Source organism: Glutamicibacter arilaitensis Re117, assembly GCF_000197735.1.
GTDB classification, from domain to species: Bacteria; Actinomycetota; Actinomycetes; order Actinomycetales; family Micrococcaceae; genus Glutamicibacter; species Glutamicibacter arilaitensis.
The window spans coordinates 3,693,008-3,707,611 of the sequence record NC_014550.1; the positions used below are offsets into that span (position 1 = coordinate 3,693,008).

The 14,604-nt window shown below is 61.0% G+C and carries 16 protein-coding genes; 7 read left to right on the plus strand and 9 right to left on the minus strand.

The features are described 5' to 3' along the window. Window positions 1-30 precede the first annotated feature (30 nt). The gene (locus AARI_RS17580) at window positions 31-789 is read right to left on the minus strand and encodes an SDR family oxidoreductase (protein ID WP_013350585.1); all 759 of its coding nucleotides are present in this window, start codon (window positions 787-789) and stop codon (window positions 31-33) included. Then, complete coding sequence (locus AARI_RS17585; RefSeq protein WP_231849411.1) at window positions 786-1,382, minus strand: isochorismatase family protein; 597 nt, start codon at window positions 1,380-1,382, stop codon at window positions 786-788. The genes AARI_RS17580 and AARI_RS17585 overlap by 4 nt, the downstream gene beginning before the upstream one ends. A gap of 752 nt (window positions 1,383-2,134) precedes the next feature. Here AARI_RS17585 and AARI_RS17590 point away from each other — a divergent pair. Continuing rightward, on the plus strand, window positions 2,135-3,058 hold the full coding sequence (locus AARI_RS17590; protein WP_013350587.1) for a hypothetical protein: 924 nt from the start codon (window positions 2,135-2,137) through the stop codon (window positions 3,056-3,058). 101 nt (window positions 3,059-3,159) lie between these two features. On the opposite strand, the gene AARI_RS19455 is transcribed toward AARI_RS17590, so the two are convergent. Together AARI_RS19455 and AARI_RS17595 are read right to left on the minus strand one after the other, a co-directional pair. Further along, entirely contained in the window at window positions 3,160-3,441 is a 282-nt protein-coding gene (locus AARI_RS19455) for a 4-hydroxyphenylacetate 3-hydroxylase C-terminal domain-containing protein (RefSeq protein ID WP_081461196.1), read from the minus strand. After that, on the minus strand, window positions 3,387-4,220 hold the full coding sequence (locus tag AARI_RS17595; protein ID WP_013350588.1) for an alpha/beta fold hydrolase: 834 nt from the start codon (window positions 4,218-4,220) through the stop codon (window positions 3,387-3,389). Before AARI_RS17595 ends, AARI_RS19455 begins: the two co-directional genes overlap by 55 nt. Before the next feature lie 84 nt (window positions 4,221-4,304). On the opposite strand from AARI_RS17595, the gene AARI_RS19820 reads away from it, so the two are divergent. Then, window positions 4,305-4,529 carry a hypothetical protein gene (locus AARI_RS19820; RefSeq protein ID WP_146041059.1) on the plus strand — a complete coding sequence of 75 codons (225 nt, stop codon included), beginning with the start codon at window positions 4,305-4,307 and terminating at the stop codon, window positions 4,527-4,529. Window positions 4,530-4,607: 78 nt separating this feature from the next. On the opposite strand, the gene AARI_RS17605 is transcribed toward AARI_RS19820, so the two are convergent. Then, entirely contained in the window at window positions 4,608-5,969 is a 1,362-nt protein-coding gene (locus AARI_RS17605) for a GntP family permease (RefSeq protein ID WP_013350590.1), read from the minus strand. A gap of 292 nt (window positions 5,970-6,261) precedes the next feature. Beyond that, a complete protein-coding gene (locus tag AARI_RS17610) occupies window positions 6,262-7,323 on the minus strand; it encodes a CdaR family transcriptional regulator (protein ID WP_013350591.1) in 1,062 nt (353 codons plus the stop codon). 126 nt (window positions 7,324-7,449) lie between these two features. On the opposite strand from AARI_RS17610, the gene AARI_RS19825 reads away from it, so the two are divergent. Further along, window positions 7,450-7,632 carry a hypothetical protein gene (locus AARI_RS19825; protein ID WP_013350592.1) on the plus strand — a complete coding sequence of 61 codons (183 nt, stop codon included), beginning with the start codon at window positions 7,450-7,452 and terminating at the stop codon, window positions 7,630-7,632. A gap of 86 nt (window positions 7,633-7,718) precedes the next feature. Here the strand turns inward: AARI_RS19825 and AARI_RS17615 are convergent, their stop codons facing one another. Then, entirely contained in the window at window positions 7,719-8,267 is a 549-nt protein-coding gene (locus AARI_RS17615; RefSeq protein WP_013350593.1) for a hypothetical protein, read from the minus strand. Between the two features lie 123 nt (window positions 8,268-8,390). Between AARI_RS17615 and AARI_RS17620 the strand changes: the two genes are divergently transcribed. Together AARI_RS17620 and AARI_RS20380 are read left to right on the plus strand one after the other, a co-directional pair. Beyond that, a complete protein-coding gene (locus AARI_RS17620; protein WP_319022641.1) occupies window positions 8,391-9,023 on the plus strand; it encodes an NAD(P)H-binding protein in 633 nt (210 codons plus the stop codon). After that, window positions 9,010-9,207 (plus strand): hypothetical protein, encoded by a 198-nt coding sequence (locus tag AARI_RS20380; RefSeq protein ID WP_322786092.1) that lies wholly within the window; start codon window positions 9,010-9,012, stop codon window positions 9,205-9,207. The genes AARI_RS17620 and AARI_RS20380 overlap by 14 nt, the downstream gene beginning before the upstream one ends. Before the next feature lie 15 nt (window positions 9,208-9,222). Here the strand turns inward: AARI_RS20380 and AARI_RS17625 are convergent, their stop codons facing one another. Beyond that, window positions 9,223-10,401, minus strand: a complete 1,179-nt coding sequence (locus AARI_RS17625) for a glycerate kinase (RefSeq protein WP_013350594.1) — start codon at window positions 10,399-10,401, stop codon at window positions 9,223-9,225. Between the two features lie 1,035 nt (window positions 10,402-11,436). Between AARI_RS17625 and AARI_RS19460 the strand changes: the two genes are divergently transcribed. Next, a complete protein-coding gene (locus tag AARI_RS19460) occupies window positions 11,437-11,907 on the plus strand; it encodes a hypothetical protein (RefSeq protein WP_013350595.1) in 471 nt (156 codons plus the stop codon). A gap of 159 nt (window positions 11,908-12,066) precedes the next feature. Beyond that, the gene (locus AARI_RS17640; protein WP_013350596.1) at window positions 12,067-13,557 is read left to right on the plus strand and encodes a SulP family inorganic anion transporter; all 1,491 of its coding nucleotides are present in this window, start codon (window positions 12,067-12,069) and stop codon (window positions 13,555-13,557) included. A gap of 5 nt (window positions 13,558-13,562) precedes the next feature. Here AARI_RS17640 and AARI_RS17645 read toward each other — a convergent pair whose 3' ends face one another. Further along, window positions 13,563-14,522 carry an IS481-like element ISAar35 family transposase gene (locus AARI_RS17645; protein ID WP_013350597.1) on the minus strand — a complete coding sequence of 320 codons (960 nt, stop codon included), beginning with the start codon at window positions 14,520-14,522 and terminating at the stop codon, window positions 13,563-13,565. Window positions 14,523-14,604: the final 82 nt, after the last annotated feature.

Consider the following 14,604-nt stretch of genomic DNA (forward strand, 5'->3'; position numbering starts at 1 on the left):
GAGAAGTTGATTCGTGAAACTGCAGCGGTTCTAGGAAAGTGTTGCTCCGCCATCGACTGTCAGTTCAATTCCAGTCAGGTGCTTGGCATTCGCCGATAGGAGGAATGCCACCGAATCGGCGATATCTTCTGGATCGGCAATCCGGCCGAGCGGGATACCGTTCCTGAATTGAGCCGGATTTCCGGCAACCGATGCCCGGTTCATTTCCGCTTCACCGTTCATGCCGAGCAGCATGGCCGTCCGAGTGGATCCCGGGCTGACAACATTGGCGCGGATGCCGTGGGCAGCAAGTTCCAAGGAGAAACAACGCGTGACCATCGTCGCGGCCGCTTTGGAGGCGCAATACCCAGCCATGCCGTAGCGGGGCGTACGTCCTGCGTTGGAACTGACTGTCACGATACTGCGGCTGTTGCCGGGATCCTGGTCTCGCTGGTCGATCATGAGACGAGCAACCAGCTGTGTCATTCGGAATACCGATTGCGCGTTAACTGATTGCATGTGCTCCCACTGCTCCGGCTGGAGGTCGAGGAGTTTCCCCGGGTGCAGTACCCCAGCCACATTGACCAGGCCTTCCAGAACCTGCCCACGTTCAATCCGGTGTTCGATGGCGGCTTCGAGTTCGCTAATTCCCTCCGGTGAACTGATATCGGCGGTCAATACATCGTCACCGGCCCGGTCGGTGGCAAGCACCGAGTAGCCGGAGTCCCCGAGCTTGGCAGCCACCGCACTTCCAATTCCGCCGGAGGCGCCGGTGACCACGATCAGCGGTTTCGCGACCACGTCGTTCATCGAGTCGCAACCAATGCGGCCTGCATCTGTTTAAGAACCGTCGCCGAGTTGACTACAGAGGCACAACGCCCGTAGCCGTAGTTGATAGCCATTTGATGTTCTTCCAAGGAAAAGTCCGCTTGCGCATCAGCAATGAAAAATGGCTGAATATCGCGCATGAAAGCGTCCAGAGCGGTTGTCAGGCAACCGATATGCGCATACACACCGGTGATAAGCAATTGGTCTCGACCGGCTTGGCGCATCCATTCCTGGAGTTCGGTCTTGGCGAATGCGCTGTAGCGCCATTTCGTGAGGACCAGGTCCCCGGTTCGCGGTGCAAGCTCCTGGGTAATTTCTTCCCGACCGTCATTGGTCAACCCCGTACCCCAAAAATCGGTGAGCAGAGCCCGATCCGCGGGCTTTTGATTCGGCGGCTGAGCTGTGTAGACCACTGGCACGCCAGCATCATCAGCAGCATCGCGAAGAGCCCGAATATTTTTCAGCGTAACTCGGATTTGCGACCGCGGATCTTCGTGGTCGAAAGCCTCGATAAAGTAGCGTTGCATGTCATGAATTAGCAAGACCGCACGTTGCGCGTCCGCCTTCCAAGTCACTCGTGGTTCCGGCAACTGTCCGTCCGGTAGTCGATATCCCGGAATCGTGGGAAGTCCCACTTCGTCACCTTTCGCGTATGTACTCGGTTGTGGTCTGAGCGACCACGATTCGCAACCTTACATGAGGCTAACCTAATTAAGCAACGAGAACGTAACCTATGATCACGTCGATCAAGAATTTCCCATCCCTTGATAGCGCAAAAGTTTCCATTCAAAGTAATGCAATATTCAGTTCTTACTAAGTACATCAACCGACGTTTTGAAAAATATACTGACGATCAATAGTGTGTCGGCGGACTCAATCGGCTACAACAACCCCGAATAGCATTAGGTTGATATGTTGTAATTACTCTACAAAGTCGTGGATTCCGAGATTCTTCAGCGCCTCGGCAACTCGGAGCAGGGGCGCCGAGCACCCGCAAAAGAATGGCTTCGACCCCTACGAAAAACCACGGCCTAGGCGGCGCGCGATCAAGCCCTCGTCAGCCCCGCGGCAACAGGAAGCCCGCCCCGCGACACGCAACACGCGCAACGTGCGACAGCCGGGAATATCTCCCCGCAACAGGGCCGCGCATACGCATACAGTTAGGCCGACCAGGCCTCACCATCACGCGCCGGCATTTCACGCGACCCCTTGCCCAAAAAGCCGCACGGTGGCGCAAGGAGGTTCGGACGCACCGCCGGGAATGCTGAATCATTGAACGGTAGTTAATTTTCTAGAAGCTTGAAATACCCTGATTTATACTAAATGAATGATTAAACTTAGAGGGATCGCAAAAGTCGCAATCGGCGCCGTCGCTGCCGCGGCGCTCACCGTACCGCTTGCCGCTCCAGCCTCAGCCGAAACGCCACCTCCTGAAGCACCGGCCGGCCTGACATGCTTCGCCGACATGACCCGGGCAGACACAGAGTTTCCGGGAACCTTGCGCGGAGTCCAATACGGCTCCTTGCCGGGATCGAGTGCAGGCGGCCCGGGCATCGACGCTTTCGTCAACGTCAATCCGGTGCAGCACACTGGACTTGGCTTCAACCCGAAAGCGATCGTCAAGAAAAACGGTCACGACTCGGTGCTATATGCGACCAGCCCATCCGGCACCCTCTATGTGGTGGACGGGGACGACTCAACCGCGGTCAATAAAACGTGGGGCGGCATCCGCACGATGACCGACGTTGTCGTCACCGACAAGTTCGACACCGCCACCGGCGTCACCTATACCTATGCGATCACCGACCAGGGCGCCCTCATGCGCTACACCCAGTCGAAGGGCGTCGCGAACATGTACGGAACAGTTCAGGTGTCCCCGCGCGGATGGTGGCCGCTCAAGGGCTTCAGCTACTGGATGACGAAGCCTCTATCCAACGGCGACCAGGCAGACGTCTTTCTCGCGAATGCCGCCGACGGCCGCCTGCTGGAGTACACGATCCCCCGGGCGACGCCGACGAAATGGAGCTCAAAGGTAGTCCGATCCGCCACGTGGCAGAACTTCGTATCCTTCTCCACTGGAAACTGCACCGACAAAACGGGCAACCGAATCCGGACCGCCCCGTTGCTCGCAACGACAAAGACCGGCGACGTGTGGCTCTACTATGTCAGCAAGTCGTCCCCGGATGCCCTGCCCACGGTCACCCAGGGCACACGCGTCCTGACCGGATTCACCAACTCCTACTCCGGCTAGGGATTCCCGCAGCTTGCTTCGCAGGAAAAAGCCGGAGCCGTTCCTTCGATGCTTGCGCACCAAGGAAACGACTCCGGCTTCCGTGCAGGCGGACTAGTGTGTCAGCGCCCGCGCTTTATGAAGGCGTTGACGTCGTCGCTGTTGAACAGGTCCGGAACGGTCCAGCCATCCAGGTTGTATTCGCCCATGCACTGTTCGACCATGCCGTTCATCAGGGGGACGGCGCCGGACTGCTTGGCGTGCATCAGCATCTCGATGCGCACGTTCTCGTGGTTGCCCGAGTAGTTGCGCTCGTAGAGCTCGCGGCGGCCGCCGAATTCGGAGCCGGCTAGCGGGAGAGGAAGCCCAGCAGCAGGTCGTTGACCTCCTTGGCATGGGTCCACAGCAGCCCGTGCGGCGCGCCCTCGACCTCGTGGTACTCGGCGGCCGGCAGCGCCGCGGCGAAGCGCCGTCCGGTGACGTCGATCGGCAGGATCTGGTCCGCGGTGCCGTGCACGATCAGCGCCGGCACGTCGATCTTGGGGATGTCTTCGCGGAAGTCGGTGACCCAGGTCAGCTGGGCGGCGACCGAGGCGTAGGGCGAGGCCGCGTAGGCCAGCGCCTTGTTCGCGGCCAGCCCATCCTCGCTCAGCCGGCTGCCCAGGAACGTCTCGGTGTTGAAGAAGTTCTGGAAGAAGCCGGTGAAGAACGCATAGCGGTCCTTCTTCACTGCCTCCAGCATCGGGTCGAAGACCTCCTGCGGCACCCCCTCGGGGTTGTCCGCGGTCTGCAGGATGAACGGTTCCAGCGACCCCAGGAACGCGGCCTTGGCGATGCGCCCGGAACCGTAGGTGGACAGGTAGCGCGCCACCTCGCCGGTGCCCATGGAAAAGCCCACCAGCACGGCATCCTGCACGTCGAGGGTTTCCAGCAGCGTGTTCAGGTCGGCGGCGAAGGTGTCGTAGTCATAACCCGTGGTGGTTTTGGAGCTCTTGCCGAAGCCCCGGCGGTCGTAGGTGATGACCCGGTAGCCGGCACCGAGCAGCGCCGCGGTCTGCAGTTCCCAGGAGGATCCGTCCAGCGGATAGCCGTGGATCAGCACCACCGGCTGCCCGGAACCGTGGTCCTCGTAGTACAGCTCGATGTCGGTGGTGTTCTCTGCTGCCACTTTCACGGTTGCCATGCTGGCCCTTTCGCCGACGGGGTGTGCGGCGGTTTGCCGCGCTGCCTCCCACGCTAGGCATCGGCGGGTCCGGCTGGCAAGGGTTTGGCGCGAAGCGCCAGCGGGGCCTCAGTTCAGATAGGTGCACGCGACGCTGAAGGCGGTGCGCTCCAGCAGCGTCAGCGCGGCAGCGTCAGCTGCCGTCGGCGGGAAGAATCCGAGGAGGCTGATGCCGCTCGGGACCTGGAGGTCTTCGACGACGGGCCGGGCCTGGCCGACAGCGATTCCGTGGTTGAACAAAAATTCGGCGAAGCACTGGAGCAGGCATGAAGCAGCCTGGCCCGGGCAGGGCAGCGACAGGTCCGATGCAACGGGCCGCACCGGGGTGCGGCCCGTTGCAGGCAAGGTCTAGAGCAGCACCGCACCCAGCACCAGCACGGTGCCAAAGGCCGCCGTGCCCTGGATCGCGGTCGCCACGCTCAGGGTCTTGTACGCGGTGATGACCGGAATCCGGCTGAGTTGCGAAACAACCCAGAAGTACGAGTCGTTTGCATGCGAAACAACCATTGCACCGGCACCGACAGCCAGCACGGTAAGCACCATGCCCAGCTGCGAATCCAAGCCAAGCGAACCGAGCATCGGGGCGACCAGAGCAGAAGTGGTCACCATTGAAACGGTGGACGAGCCCTGCGCGGACTTCAGCGCAGCAGCGATCAAGAATGGCACGGCCAGGCCCAAGCCCAGTCCGCTGAGTGAATCGGAAAGGATCGTGGTCAGGTCCGAAGCGGCCAGTACCGCGCCGAAGCCAGCGCCGGCGCCTGTGATCAGCAAGATCGGAGCGGCGGTGCGCACCGCTTCATTCATCTGCTCATTGAAGACCGGCAGCTTGTTGCCACCGCGCAACAGGAAGGTCGCGGCAAACAGGCCGAAGATCAGCGCGATAACCGGAGTACCAAGGAAGGAAAGGATCTCAAGTGCCGTTCCCTCGCCAATAGGGTGCGATGGCAGCTTTGCAATGGAGGCGGCACAGATCAGTACCAGGGGAACAAGGATCGGCATGAATGCCATCGCCGGGCTAGGCAATTTGCCGAAGCTTGCACGCAGCTGCTCGTAGTCGAGTTCGGCGATGTCATTCTCGTCGTCGCTGGGCAGCGGGGTCCACTTGGACTTGTTGAACCGGCTGGCGTAGGCCAAGCCTGCAAGGGCCGAGATCGCGGCAACTGGCAGTCCGACTGCAATGATCAAACCCAGATTCTCGGCAATGCCGATGCTTTCTGCAGCAGCCAACGGGCCCGGAGTTGGCGGCACCATCGTGTGGGTGGCATACAGGCCGGTCATCAGCGCGATAGAAGTCGCCAGCGCCGAGACACCGGTGCGCAAGGTGATGGCTTTGCGAAGGGAGTTGAGGACCACGTAGCCCGAGTCGCAGAAAACCGGAATGGAAACGATGTAGCCGATGATCGACAGGGTCAGGTTGGGGAATCGTGTACCCAGAACCTTGATCAGTGCATCTGCCATGGAGATCGCAGCACCGGATTTCTCCAGAATGACGCCGATCATCGTGCCGAAAAGGATCACCAAGCCGATATTGCCCATGGTGCTGCCGAAGGCCGTGGTGACCGTCGATGCTACTTCAGCCAGCGGGATGCGGTAGGCAAAGGCGGCAAGGATCGCGGCGCCTATGAGGGCAAGGAAGGGGCTGATCTTGAAGCGTGCGGTGACCATCACGATGGCCACTACAAGGATCAGCAGAACAAGTAGTTCATACACGGTAAGTTGGCTCCTTTGCCAATATCGGTAGTTCTCTGCGCCCGGCCCACCTTGGCGCAACCGGCGGATCAGCCCTGTCGGCAAAGCTGCTCAAAGCTTTGCCCATTGGTTTAGATACCGCCGTGCCTCCACGGATTTCAGGCGCAAAAATCGATCATCCTGCCAATATTAGGAAAAACTGTACATAATACCTATGGGCGCAAGACCATATTTTCCCAGAATCGATAGCGGCTGATGTGTGCAAATAGCCCGCTAAGTGCAGTCCAGAGGCCACCACCGCGGTTCTCGGGAACTAGAAAATATGCAGTTGGCCCAAGGCCACTCTCGCGTAAATCGCGTGCTGGACTTTCAGGGACTCGCTGGAATGCCGGATGTCCACACCGCTGACCTGGCTGATCCGTTCCAGCCGCTGCACCAGAGTGTTGCGGTGGATATGCAGATCCTTGGCCGCTTGGCTCATCGACGCAGCCGTCGAAACTACCAAGAGGGTCTTGGCCTGTTCCTCATTTAGCTGTTGGGCTGGAGCAGCCGCATGTTCCAGGCTGCGCGCTGGGGTGCGGGCGATAGCCACCGCTATTTCCCGGCTCCACATCCGGCGTTGGGCCTTGCGCGGCACGAGCGCCGGATAGCCCAGCAGCACGCGCAGCGCTTCGGTCTCGGCCATGAGATCCGCTGCCTTCTCCACCGGCATGGACACGAGGAACCGTTCTCCGTCCATGAGTTCTGCAGCGAAAGCCGGACCTTGGGCTGTGCAAATCCTCCAGTACGCACCGGAAAGGCTGATCCAAGACGTGCGGTGATGTTCCTTGGCTGGTTCTTCAAGCAACGGATTCTCGGAACTTCGCGGGAGCCAGGCTTCGATGCGTTTCGGCCCGCGCAAGCCGTTGGCCGCCAGCGAGCGGTCGATGACTTCGGGGGCAACGCGGCCTGCGATCAGCGCAGAAATGATGTCGCGGGCTTCGGTCTCGCGGCGCGCACTGCGCGAGTGCTCGTAGTCCTGTGCGAAGAGCAATTGCACTGTCAATGCAATCAGGCCGGCCAGCGGCTCCACCTCATGCGGAACACCGGTCACGCCGACAACTCCGCACAGCTGGCCGTTCAGCGTCAGAGGGACATTGACCCCTGGCTGCATTCCAGCGGAACCGTCAGCCAGGCTGACCCGGATGATGCCGTTGCGGCTGATCGCCTCGGCGCTGCCTTCGTGGCGGGTACCGATTCGCGCGGCATCGGTCGAAGCAATGATGACTCCGTGCGCATTCATGATGTTCACGTTGCGGTTGATGGTTGGAGCGATCGTGTCGACGACCTTTTGCGCCAACGCGCTGGCCAGCCGGGGTTGCTCCTTTTGATTCATGACTTCATCCTAGCCGCCGGCTTCAACGCATACGCGGATGCCCAAAACAACTACGAAAGGTCTTAGCCTCCCATACGTCGAGATGCTAGGCTCACTGAAGCAAGTTCTGCCCACGGAAGGTTAATCATGAGTTCAGCTATCAGCTATCTGACCGGAGGATTTTTGGTAGCGCTGCTCGTGACGTTAAATATGACCTGGAGCCAGCAACTGCCCGGCCTACTCGGTTTCGTTGCAGTTCTGCTCAGCTTCCTCGGGCTGGCCAGCTGCATTGCGTATGCAACACGTTTGAGTCCGAATACCAATAATTAAAAAGTAACGCTCGAAACGCGAAATCGCAGGCCACCCTCAAATTCAGAGTCGAGGTGGCCTGCAGATCATGGCTTGCCAATAGAAAGCTACTTGCTGTTCTCGGCCGCCGCGCGCTCTTTCTCTATTGCCTGCACCTGGGCGACCAAGTCAGGGGCAAAGGCATAGAGCTTTCCGTCGGCTTGGTGGACCCAGAATCGTCCGCAGAGATCAGTAGTGCGCTCTTGGGCATTGTCTGGCCACCACTCTGCATCCAGGGTTCTCGTTGTGGATATTTCTTCTGCTTCCAGATCCTTGGTACGCGGGTCGGAAGCGTAGGCCCGAGCCAATTCTTCATCGGTTGGATCTCCGACTTGGCTCAAAGTTGTGCACTGGCCATCGCTGAGTTTGCCTTCATAATCCATTACGAAAATACGTTCGTTGCCTGTGTTGCGTTGCACCAGCTCGATATTGGTTCCGCCGTCTGGAACCCAGTTCGGCAAGAGGCCATTTGCAACAGCTTCGCTGGAGGATTCCGCTGTTCTAGTGGTGGATTCATCCAGCTTGTCCGACAACAGATCGCTGACACTGCATCCAGATAGCAGTAGTGCAGAAATGATGCTCAGTGAGCCAACGGCGAGGTACCTATTCTTGTTCATGATTCAATCGTAGAAATTCACCCGCAACTGAACATCGGCATGCTGGGGTAACTCCGCGCAGCCGGTCTCAACCTCTCGGCTGAGACCTCAGCCAGCGGCATGGTTCCAGAGCCGGGGCATCGGATGGGGTCCAGCGCGCCTAGGCTGGCACTGGCCATTGCACCAGAAGGGAATCGAGCAGCCATGAGATCCACGCCAAGCATTGCAGTCACCGGCTCCAACGGAGCGCTCGGATCCCTGGTGGCCCGGGATCTCGCCCATCTCGGGATCGCCCAGCGCCTGCTGGCGCGCACGCCGTCGAAGGCCCCGGATCTGCCCGATGCCGAGGTACGGCAGTTCGATTATGGCGACCAGTCCGCCAGCGCCGAGGTCCTTGACGGCGTTGAGGTGCTCTTCATGGTCTCCGCCCCCGAGGGCCCGCGGCGGATGGATCTGCACCGTGCCTTCATCGACGCGGCCAGCAAGGCCGGGGTGAAGCATGTTGTCTATACGTCCTTTTCCGCCGCGTCGCCCGATGCGCAGTTCACCCTGGCCCGCGAGCACCACGCCACCGAGCAATATCTGGAGGACTCCGGGGTGCGCTGGACCTTCCTGCGCGACAGCTTCTACCAGGACCTCATGCCGGACCTTGCCGGGCAAGACGGGATCATCCGCGGACCGGCAGGCGAGGGACGCTTCGTCCCGGTCGCCCGGGCCGACGTGGCGCGGACTGCGGCCGCCGTGCTCGCGGATCCGGCGGATCGTGTTCCACAATGAAACCATCGAAGAAGCCTACGCCTCGCGGGCTGCTTTTGGGGCACCGGTCTGGCAGTTGGGCGCCTGGGTCAGCACCTACACGGCCATAGCCAGCAATGCGATGTCAAAGGTGAGCAACCACGTCGAAATCATCACCGGCACCCCGCCAATCTCTCTCGAGGAGTACCTGCGCACCGCCGGCTGATGCTGAACGTACCGGCTACCTCAGGTACGTGCGCGCCACGCTGAATGCGGTGCGCTCCACCAGCGACAAGGTCTGCGCGGAGAGCTCTGCCAGGGTTGCCGGCCCCGGGGCGATGGAATGGGCGGCCAGGATCCCGGACTCCTCCAGCTGCTCGTCCGGCAGGTCCACTGAGCCGGCGACCACGATCACCTCGGCGTTCTCGCCGGCTGCCTGCAGCACCCCGGAGACCACCTTTCCGTCCAGCGACTGCGAATCCAGGCGCCCTTCCCCGGTCAGTACCAGATCCGCGCCCTGCAGGATGTCGTGGGCGCCAAGCACTTTCGCCACCAAATCCCATCCGGGGACCAGATCCACCTGGTAGTAGGATCCGAGGCTGATGGCCAAGCCGCCGGCCGCGCCCATGCCCGGCTGCTCGCGCAGCTTGCGCCCGGTATCGGCCTCCAGCACATCGGCCAGCCGGGCCAGGCCGGCATCCAGGAGCTGCACCTGCTCCTGACTGGCGCCCTTCTGCGGACCGAAAACCGCGGCCGCGCCCTTGGCGCCGAGCAGCGGGTTGGTGACATCGCAGGCGATCTGCCATTGGACGTTCGCCGCCCGTGGGTCAAGCCCCGAAGCGTCGATGGCGGCCAGGTTCTGCAGCGTTCCGCCCCCGACGGGCAGCTTCGCGCCGTCGGCGTCCAGGAAGCTGGCACCGAGGGCAGCGAGCAGCCCGGTGCCGCCGTCGGTGGTGGCCGAGCCGCCCAAGCACAAGATGATCTGCGAAACGCCCAGTTCCAGGGCCCGGGAGACCAGCGCTCCCAGGCCGTAGGTCGTTGCCTCCAGCGGCCGGCGTTCGACGTCGCTGACCTGCGGCAGGCCGGCGGCTTCGGCTGCTTCGACCACGGCGATCTTCCCGTCGGCCGATAGCCCCAGCCTGGACTCGACAGGGCGGCCTAGGGCGTCGGTGGTCTGCACGCTGATTGCTTCGGTGCCCCAGGCATCGATCAACGCTTCGAGGGTGCCTTCTCCGCCATCGGCGAAGGGCACTGCGGTGATCTCGACGTCGCGCTTGCGGCTGGCCGCTCCCTTGGCGAAGCCGTCGGCAAGGGCCGCGGCCACTTCGCTGGCCCGCGCGCTGCCCTTGAAGGAATCAGGCACGATGGCCACGTTCAACGGACGGGTAGCTGCGGGCGCTGGCTTCTGCTTTGGAGTCATGCTTCCCAGCATAGGGAGAACCGGATGGCGAGCCTATGGAGATTTGACCAAATTTCGCTCGGGGCCACCCGTGGATCTATGTGCATTTCGCCCAACCGCGTTCTGTGCGGCCTGCCTGTGCCGAAGCATCGAATATGCGTAGCTGAGCCAAAGGGCCGGCACAGAAACCGCCAGTAGTGTTGTAAACACCTCTTGAAGGTGCGAGTGATGATCGTAGGAGTTCCCGTTGGAGATTGCCCAACGGGAACTTCTCTTTAAGCTATTTTGGCTTCGCTGCACTCTTCGATCGAGCTGTTGAAGCGATTCAGGTACTTGACGAACTGCTCGATGCCCGCAGGGCGCCAATCCCCAGGGTTTGTTCCAGCGAGGCGATGGACAGCGCACGGGAATCCGGCAACCGCTCAGCGCCATGGCGGTCAGACAGATCTTGCGGGCAACATTTCCCTGGGGATCTGCAATGCGTTCCAAATATCCGTCCTTGATGGCCGCAGTCGCTTGGCGCTGCAGGGTTGAATGATCCAGGCGCAGGGCATTGCTCAGTTCACCAGCCGGAGTTGCTGGCTAACAACAAGCATCCTGCCCGATGCATGGCCTACGCGCAGTGCATGCTTATAGCATCCACAGACTGCCGCTCTAGAGTTATAAGTACCTCATGAAGGTGCGAGTGATGACGCGGAAACTGGCACTGTCGGTCTTGCGACAGTGCCAGTTCCTGTATCCAAAACCATTTGCCTGCTTCCGGCAATTCTCGAAACCGCGAACTGCACGAGGGCCGTTGAAATTATTTCCGGCACCCTGCGACCTGCGACTCACGACAAGGAACTCTTCCTGGAGGCAAACGGCAGCACGATCCTCCCCAAATCTGCAGTCGGCGCTCAGCACCGGCATAGCTTTGCCTCCTATATTTGTAAGTACCTCATGAAGGTGCGAGTGATGATCGAGAAATCCCGGCGAAGCAATTCGCCGGGATTTCTAATTTAAAATGGCGCGACTTACTATGCTGGTGCGTATGTTCCTGTACAGAATGGGGGATCCATGCCGCCTCTGAGCAGCATCCTGCCAAGCATCAAGAATCGCCTTAGCCCGAAATATGCAGAGGAACTGTCGGTCTACGTTGTCTATGGCAAACAACCCAGCCCATTTCCAGAGCTGGAACAAATAGAGCCAATAATTGCGGTCGTGGCCAGTGAGCGTGAATGCTTTGAGATCCAGGAAAATTACCCGGAAACTGAAGTCAGCTGGGAAGCCCGAACGGTGAAGAACGCTGAAGGCATGGACGTGGCAACAGGCAGCATTCTGTATCTCACGCACACTACTTTGTTGCCGTACGACGAGGATGTCGATGGGAATCCAGTCTTCGGGATCATGGAGTCTCCGCAGCCTACGGCCCTGTATTGCAGTTGGGACAGCGCTGAACAAGAAGCACCAGATCAATATCTGCACAGAGTCACCGTCGGTGAAATCAACCTTCGCGGCGTCGGAGAGCTTCTGGACACTGGCCACTGACCAATCTCCTCTTCTGCCTACCGGCGAGCGCGTACCTCCCGAATGACGGTCAGCGCCTGCGTCCGATCTGCAGCCCTGAGCCCGATTGGGCGTAGGTGCGATAACGTAGACGGGTTCCCACTTTTCTTTCCCTGGGATACCTGACGAAACGGAGCCCCGGTGAGTGCCGCGATCGCTGAACTGACACCCCTGCAACGACAGTCGGTGCTGCGCACCCTGAAGTCCCCGCGGCTGCTCAAAACCGAGCTGCTTGCCGGCCTGGTGGTCTCCCTGGCGCTGATCCCCGAGGTCATCGCCTTCACCGTGATCGCCGGCGTGGATCCGCGCGTGGGCATCTTCGCCTCGTTCACGATGTCCGTGGTTATCGCCATTACCGGCGGGCGACCGGCGATGATTTCGGCGGCAGCTGGCGCGGTGGCCCTGGTAGTCGCCCCGCTGGTGCGCGCCCACGGCGTGGAGTACCTCTTCGCTACCGTGGTCCTGGCCGGCGTCATCCAGGTGAGTCTGGCGCTGCTGGGCGTGGCCAAGCTGCTGCGCTTCATCCCGCGCCAGGTGATGATCGGCTTCGTCAACGGCCTGGCCATCTCGATCTTCTGGGCGCAGATGCCCGAGCTGCGCAACGTGCCGTGGATGGTCTATCCGCTGGTGATCCTCGGCGTGGCCATCGTCTGCTTCTTCCCGAAGATCACCAAGGCGGTGCCAGCCCCGCTGATCGCCATCGTGGTGCTCACCGCGATCACCATCTTCGCCAAGGTTGCCGTTCCCACCGTGGGAGAGAAGGGCGAACTGCCCGATTCGCTGCCGCTCTTCCACCTACCCGGCGTGCCGCTGGATCTGCAAACCCTCAAGATCATCGCACCCTACGCGATCGCCGTGGCCTTCGTGGGCCTGCTCGAATCGCTGCTGACCGCCAAACTGGTCGATGACATCACCGATACCCCTTCGAGCAAGACCCGCGAGTCCTGGGCGCAGGGCACCGCGAACATCGTCACCGGATTCTTCGGCGGCATCTGCGGCTGCGCGATGATCGGCCAGACCATGGTGGGAGTGAAGGTCTCCGGCGGGCGCACCCGCATCTCCACCGCCTTCGCCGGCATCTTCATGCTGCTGCTGGCGGTGCTGCTCGGCGACATCGTCGCGCAGATTCCGATGGCCGCGCTGGTCGCGGTGATGATCGTGGTTTCGGCGACGACCTTCGATTGGCACTCCATCCGACCGAGCACGCTGAAGATGATGCCCAAGAGCGAAACCTTCGTCATGGCCATCACCGTGCTGCTGACTGTGATCACCAGCAATCTGGCCATCGGCGTGGGCGCGGGCATCCTTTCGGCCATGGTGCTCTTCGCCAATCGCGTGGCCCATCTGGTCACCGTGGAACGGACCCCCGAGGGCGAAACGATGATCTACAAGGTCAACGGCGAGTTGTTCTTCGCCTCCTCCAACGATCTGTACACCCAGTTCGACTACGCGCAGGATCCCGAGCGCGTTGTGATCGACATGTCCGATTCGCACCTCTGGGACGCCTCAACCGTTGCGGCGCTGGATTCGATCCGCATCAAGTACGAGAAGTACGGAAAATCCGTGGAAATCCGCGGCTTGAATGAAGCCAGCCAGAAGATGCAGGACCGCTTGGGCGGCAAGCTGTCCTAGGTGTATTAGCCACGGAGGTTAGGAACACGGTCCGCTGGCGCCAGACCCTTCAGCGAAGCATGTCCACGACGGTGGTTGTAATAGTCTAACCACTGCGGGAATGCAGCCACCCCCTCGGCCTCAGAACGGTAAGGCCGGGCATAAGCCCACTCCTCGATCATGGTGCGATTGAACCGCTCGACCTTGCCATTGGTTTGCGGCCGGTAGGGCCGGGTGCGCTTATGCTTGACCTCCGGACCCAGCGCGTCGGCCAAGGTATGCGAGCGGTAGCAGGATCCGTTATCTGTGAGTACGCGTTTCACGGTGATCCCTGCACCTTGGAAGTAGGCGTTGGCCCGTTCCCAGAATCCTGCGGCGGTTTCCTTCTGATCATCTGAGAGGATTTCGGTGTAGGCCAGCGGCGAGTAGTCATCCACGGCGTTGTGCAGGTACGCGTAGCCCGGACGGCGGTCCTGGGGTGTCTTGGTCTTGTTGCGCCGCCCCGCGGCCCGGTCCATGACCCGGTGCCCGCCACCGTCAGGGATTCGTCCGAGTTTCTTGATGTCCACGTGGATCAGGTCCCCGGGTGCCTCGTGCTCGTAACGGCGGATGACCTGTCCGGTGGCACGGTCCTGCCATGCCAGCCTGGAGAGCCCTACCCGGGAGAGGACCTTGTGCACGGTGGAGGGGTGCAGTCCCAGCAGGAAAGCGATCTGGGCCGGTCCCCATCTGCGGTTTACGCGCACTGCGATGATCCGCCGTTCGGTGCGCACGCTGGTGCGGCGCGGTGAATGGTGTGGCCGGCTGGAGCGGTCCTGCATCCCTGCCTCGCCTTGCACCCGGTAGCGGGAAGCCCAGCGGGAGGCGGTGGACACGGAGACTTGGAACCGCTCGGCGGCGCGGCGCAGTGGCCAGCGGTCTTCCACGATGCACCGTGCCAGCAGCAACCGGCCTTTGGGCGCAAGGATGGCATTAGAATGGGACATGAAGACCTCCGGGATGTCGTAGATGTTGTCGCAAACACCACTTCACTCGGAGGTCTTCTTTTTGTCACTCAGCCACGCCGCA

Bases quoted from the DNA above. Each gene is read 5' to 3' on its own strand.
- AARI_RS17580 (WP_013350585.1), bottom strand. From the start codon at position 789: ATGAACGACGTGGTCGCGAAACCGCTGATCGTGGTCACCGGCGCCTCC.
- AARI_RS17590 (WP_013350587.1), top strand. From the start codon at position 2,135: ATGATTAAACTTAGAGGGATCGCAAAAGTCGCAATCGGCGCCGTCGCT.
- AARI_RS17595 (WP_013350588.1), bottom strand. From the start codon at position 4,220: ATGGCAACCGTGAAAGTGGCAGCAGAGAACACCACCGACATCGAGCTG.
- AARI_RS17610 (WP_013350591.1), bottom strand. From the start codon at position 7,323: ATGAATCAAAAGGAGCAACCCCGGCTGGCCAGCGCGTTGGCGCAAAAG.
- AARI_RS19825 (WP_013350592.1), top strand. From the start codon at position 7,450: ATGAGTTCAGCTATCAGCTATCTGACCGGAGGATTTTTGGTAGCGCTG.
- AARI_RS17615 (WP_013350593.1), bottom strand. From the start codon at position 8,267: ATGAACAAGAATAGGTACCTCGCCGTTGGCTCACTGAGCATCATTTCT.
- AARI_RS17620 (WP_319022641.1), top strand. From the start codon at position 8,391: ATGGGGTCCAGCGCGCCTAGGCTGGCACTGGCCATTGCACCAGAAGGG.
- AARI_RS17625 (WP_013350594.1), bottom strand. From the start codon at position 10,401: ATGACTCCAAAGCAGAAGCCAGCGCCCGCAGCTACCCGTCCGTTGAAC.
- AARI_RS19460 (WP_013350595.1), top strand. From the start codon at position 11,437: ATGCCGCCTCTGAGCAGCATCCTGCCAAGCATCAAGAATCGCCTTAGC.
- AARI_RS17645 (WP_013350597.1), bottom strand. From the start codon at position 14,522: ATGTCCCATTCTAATGCCATCCTTGCGCCCAAAGGCCGGTTGCTGCTG.